The sequence below is a fragment of the Chamaesiphon sp. OTE_75_metabat_556 genome, assembly GCF_031378165.1.
GTDB lineage: Bacteria > Cyanobacteriota > Cyanobacteriia > Cyanobacteriales > Chamaesiphonaceae > Chamaesiphon.
The window spans coordinates 1-4,336 of record NZ_JANNDR010000514.1 but is presented as its reverse complement, the minus strand read 5'-3'; the positions used below and the strand labels follow the sequence as shown (position 1 = coordinate 4,336).

5 protein-coding genes are annotated in these 4,336 nt (G+C 41.5%); 1 reads left to right on the top strand and 4 read right to left on the bottom strand.

Features of this window, described 5'->3' with window-relative positions:
- Positions 1–424 precede the first annotated feature (424 nt).
- Together RMO27_RS20440 and RMO27_RS20435 are read right to left on the bottom strand one after the other, a co-directional pair.
- The gene (locus RMO27_RS20440; protein ID WP_309736023.1) at positions 425–760 is read right to left on the bottom strand and encodes a XisI protein; all 336 of its coding nucleotides are present in this window, start codon (positions 758–760) and stop codon (positions 425–427) included.
- Positions 748–1,164: an element excision factor XisH family protein gene (locus RMO27_RS20435; protein ID WP_309736021.1), complete on the bottom strand. Its 417-nt coding sequence runs from the start codon at positions 1,162–1,164 to the stop codon at positions 748–750. Before RMO27_RS20435 ends, RMO27_RS20440 begins: the two co-directional genes overlap by 13 nt.
- Positions 1,165–1,399: 235 nt before the next feature.
- On the opposite strand from RMO27_RS20435, the gene purU reads away from it, so the two are divergent.
- On the top strand, positions 1,400–2,257 hold the full coding sequence (gene purU / locus RMO27_RS20430) for a formyltetrahydrofolate deformylase (RefSeq protein ID WP_309736019.1): 858 nt from the start codon (positions 1,400–1,402) through the stop codon (positions 2,255–2,257).
- Positions 2,258–2,277: 20 nt separating this feature from the next.
- On the opposite strand, the gene RMO27_RS20425 is transcribed toward purU, so the two are convergent.
- A complete protein-coding gene (locus tag RMO27_RS20425; RefSeq protein ID WP_309736017.1) occupies positions 2,278–3,060 on the bottom strand; it encodes an SGNH/GDSL hydrolase family protein in 783 nt (260 codons plus the stop codon).
- Positions 3,061–3,200: 140 nt separating this feature from the next.
- Positions 3,201–4,336, bottom strand: a 1,136-nt coding sequence (gene lnt / locus RMO27_RS20420; protein WP_309736016.1) for an apolipoprotein N-acyltransferase, incomplete at its 5' end; no start/stop codon positions are given.

The following is a 4,336-nucleotide window of genomic DNA, read 5'->3' as shown; positions in this document are numbered from 1 at the left end:
ACCAGGTGCGGACGAAGTTATTGTAGCTACCGAAATAGCACCAGCACCAGCACCAGCACTTGTTCCAACTGCTGTGGCAATTGCTCCAATTGTTTTGATGTCATCCATATATGTTGAATTAGATAATTAATTTAATACAACATAACTCCCAACATACTGAGTTGCAAGGGTAATTATCACCAGAGATTGGGATCTTGGCGCACAGTCTTAAAGGCACAAATTAAGCACCGCATCCAAAACAGGGATCGATTGGCGATCCTCTCATGTGATTGTGCCATTATTCGGGATGCGATCGCGTCCCCACTGCTGAAATCAGAAGTAACTGAACAATTTGGAGATGAGTAAATCAAAGTAGGGTGTGTTATCCTGTTCGCGTAGCGTCTCCAACGGAGAAGGGTAACGCACCAAATTTTATAAGGATAGATTAGGAAACAGCATATTCTGAATATTCACGCATGGATGGATGGTGAAAACCAACCACAATTTCCTTTTTAGAGATGCCCATCTCTTCCAACTCCTTGTCCACTTCAATGTCAGTATTATTTTCCTGAATCCAGATTTTATCACCTTTGATATCAAAGTGAAAAATGCAGTTGTGAATCCGTCTCTGATTATCCCATCCCGTGCGGAATAGCAGATATCGATCGTTGACAGTATCAAAAATTAGCTGTGTTTCAATATCTGGATTTTTGCTCCCATAGCTGGAATAGTTGTTGAGAAACTCCTGTAAGCATTTGCGGTAGAAATCTAATCTATCCATGATTCAATCTCCTGAGTTATTTGGCTATAAACTATAATTTTGGTTGGATAAAATCGAAAAACTTCCTGGACTAAAACTTCTTGAAACAACTTATCATAGGTTGATTCTGGTACCGCTAAATACAATTCGCGATCGGGTTCTTGCAGTTGGAGGGCGACACGATAGGTTAAATATTGACCTAAAGCACTGTAGAAATCTGTAATTTGGGATGCACTGATAAAGCTTTTAACTTCAACGGCAATTTTACGATCGTCTTTGGTTGCGGCAATTAATGGCTCTGCTGCTAGATCAATCTGAATGTTGACGTTGCCAATACTCAGGTATAGAGGATCGTCAGTAATTTTCCATCCGGTTTGGATGAGTGCTTGCTTCACCAACTCATGAAAACGATCTTTCCGAGACATTTTTTGTAAATTTTATTGTCACTTATCGAATTTTATCATTTCTATCGGTCATGATTTGCAATAGTATACGAGCACAAGATCGATCGAGCTAACGTCCACACCGCGAAACCGATTGAAACCCAGAGAGGAATAGCCATCATCTTGAATGCGCTACTACCGAACACTTTTAATTATAAATCTTTATTTATAAGAGATCGAGTATTCACATCTATTTGGATAGTAATTAATCACTAGGATGAAACCGACAGCTACATTGTTATTTTCTTGTCCAGATCGCCGAGGCTTAGTTGCGAAAGTTGCTAACTTTATTTATTCTAATGGCGGCAATATCGTTCATGCCGATCATCATACTGATTTTAATGCTGGGTTATTTCTCACGCGGATCGAGTGGCATATTGATGGATTCAATCTGCCCCGTGAATTGATTGCACCTGCTTTCGGGGCGATTTCCCAACCTTTAAATGGCACCTACCAGATTCGCTTTTCGGATACGATCCCTCGGATTGCGATTTGGGTGAGTCGTCAAAACCATTGCTTACTAGATCTAATTTGGCGGCAACAGGCAGGCGAATTTTCAGCAGAGATTCCCTTAATTATTAGCAACCATCCCGATCTCGAATCGATCGCCCAGCAATTTGGTATTGACTATCACTACTTGCCAATCACCAAAGATAACAAACAAGAGCAACAACAACGGCAACTAGCATTACTTCAAGAATACCAGATCGATTTGGTGATTTTGGCTAAGTATATGCAGATTATTGGTCCTGAATTTATCGATGCATTTCCCAGCCACAATATTATCAATATTCATCATTCCTTCCTGCCCGCTTTTGTCGGTGCCAATCCCTATCACAAGGCTTACGAACGGGGGGTGAAGATTATTGGGGCGACGGGTCATTATGTGACTTCCGAGCTGGATGCGGGGCCGATTATCGAGCAGGATGTGGTCAGAGTTACTCACCGTGATGATGTCGATGATTTGATTAGGAAAGGGAAGGATCTCGAACGCATTGTGCTCGCGCGGGCGGTGCGTCACCATCTTCAAAATCGGGTGTTAGTGTATGGGAATAAGACGGTGGTGTTTGAATAGATAAACTAGCCAACCAAGCTTTATTCAAGTTGTGCTTTTGCGGGCTTATGTATTAACCGATCGATCTTAGCCAGTTGTCGGGCTAGTTCTTGGTTGAGAATTGTATATCCCTGTTGATTGAAGTGCAACTCATCTAATCGATATTGTGGCAACATTAAACCGCGACGATCTGCAAGTAGAGCGTAAGTATCAAACACAACCGTCTTGTCATCGGCTAATGTTTTGATGTAGGTATTTACTTCCTTAATTGCCAGCCCAATTTCATCTGACCAGAAAGGCTTACGTTCCAATGGTACTTCACCCGTAGGGAAAATAGTAGTCACCATGACTACGGCACCTAACTTTCGAGATGCTTGGATAATTTGTTTAATATTTGCTTGGCAATTGGTAATAATTGATTGCTTGCGTTCGGGGAACAAGGCAATAGTTTTGAGATCGTTGACACCGACTTGAACGATGACAAGATTGGGTTTTAGGGGGCTGACATGAGCTGAAAATCGATCGATCGTCTGAGCGGATGTCTGCGAAGAAATTCCCCTATTGATGAATTCATAGCGATCGATCTTGGGTGGTAGCCAACTGGCAGCTCTGGAGTCGCCAAAGAAGACTACGCGGGATCGATCGGGTTTAGCAACTGCTTGAGAATTTACGGGATAGTAGTTTAAGCCTAAAGGATCTAAGCGAGTTTGATTAAGCTCTAAATAATATTTACTGGTACGATTGTAGAGTAGAAAGTTGACAAAAACAGAACAGCTCAGTAATCCTAATCCCAATACACTAACTAGCAAATGAATTTTTTTCAAGTTCTTATCCTTCGATATTATTTGTAATTTGAATGGCAATCATGAGACATTAAATTAAGACCGAGTGGTTGATAAGTTTAAAAGCGTAAATTTAGCAATTTCACTGTGCTGATCGATCTTAGTAGTTTAGTAGTCAAATCTTAGCTTACAGGTCTATGTCTTACAAATAGGATTAACCCGATCGCGAGCAATAGCGGCGTCAACCAATTCCCAAATTGCACGTAGACAGTTTGCGTAGAGCGACGATAAACTTGATGGGCATGAGCGGTGAATTCATTTAATTTGGAAATCCATTGCGTCCGCCCATGTGGATCGATAACTGTTGAATAACCAGTATTGCTAGCATTTAGCATCCATCGATCGGTTTCGATCGCGCGCATCAAGTTAAGTGCGTGATGTTGCGGGGGCATCCCACTACTGTAGTGGGCATCATTAGATGCCGTAATAATCAATTCACCCGTTCGAGCCTGACGGCGAAAAACTTCAGGATAAGCCGAGTCATAACAGATGCCAAAGATAAAGTTACCGAATGGTGTCTGTACGATTTGATCTAATTTACCAGCTACCAAGTTTAACTCTAATGGTGAGATCGTACCGATAAATTTACCGATATATTGCTCGAATGGCACATACTCACCTAATGGTACTAATTTCGATTTGTCATAGCGGCTAGTGACTTTACCATCACTATCGATCGTCAAAATACTATTAGTCATCTTCTTGCCAGCTTCACCAAATCCGCCGAGAAATACTGGCACTTTTTGTTCTAATATTGCTTGATAAAAAGGTGTCCGCTTAATCTGGCTTTCGGTATATGGTAGGGCTGTTTCTGGCGTAATTACTGCGGCTGCTCCCTGTTCGACAAGAGATCGATAGCCGCTGGTATAGCGATCCATCGCCAGATCGTAGCCAGATTGATAATGTCTGACTTCATTACCAATATTTCCTTGAATAATCCCCATCTTTAGACTAGATGTAATCGCATCATTCAATTGATAACTCAATAAAAATAAACCAATTAAATGGAAGGTGATAACAGAGACGACTGCTGTATTTAGATAAGGTAATGCTTTTTGGAATCTCTGGCTCGATCGCTCGCGATCGAATGCTAAATAAGCTTCAGCAATCAGACCATTGATAAACACGATCGCTCCAGTTACTGTCGTCGGGCCGGAAAGCTGTCCGAGATGTAGAATAGCAAGATTGTGGGGACTTTGAGTCATGGCTAGAGATGTCCACCACAAATCAGTAAGACTATATAGTTCTTCCAAACCAC

What these genes read in the sequence shown, in the direction of transcription:
- purU (WP_309736019.1), top strand. Translation starts at nt 1,400, where the DNA reads ATGAAACCGACAGCTACATTGTTATTTTCTTGTCCAGATCGCCGAGGC.
- RMO27_RS20435 (WP_309736021.1), bottom strand. Translation starts at nt 1,164, where the DNA reads ATGTCTCGGAAAGATCGTTTTCATGAGTTGGTGAAGCAAGCACTCATC.
- RMO27_RS20440 (WP_309736023.1), bottom strand. Translation starts at nt 760, where the DNA reads ATGGATAGATTAGATTTCTACCGCAAATGCTTACAGGAGTTTCTCAAC.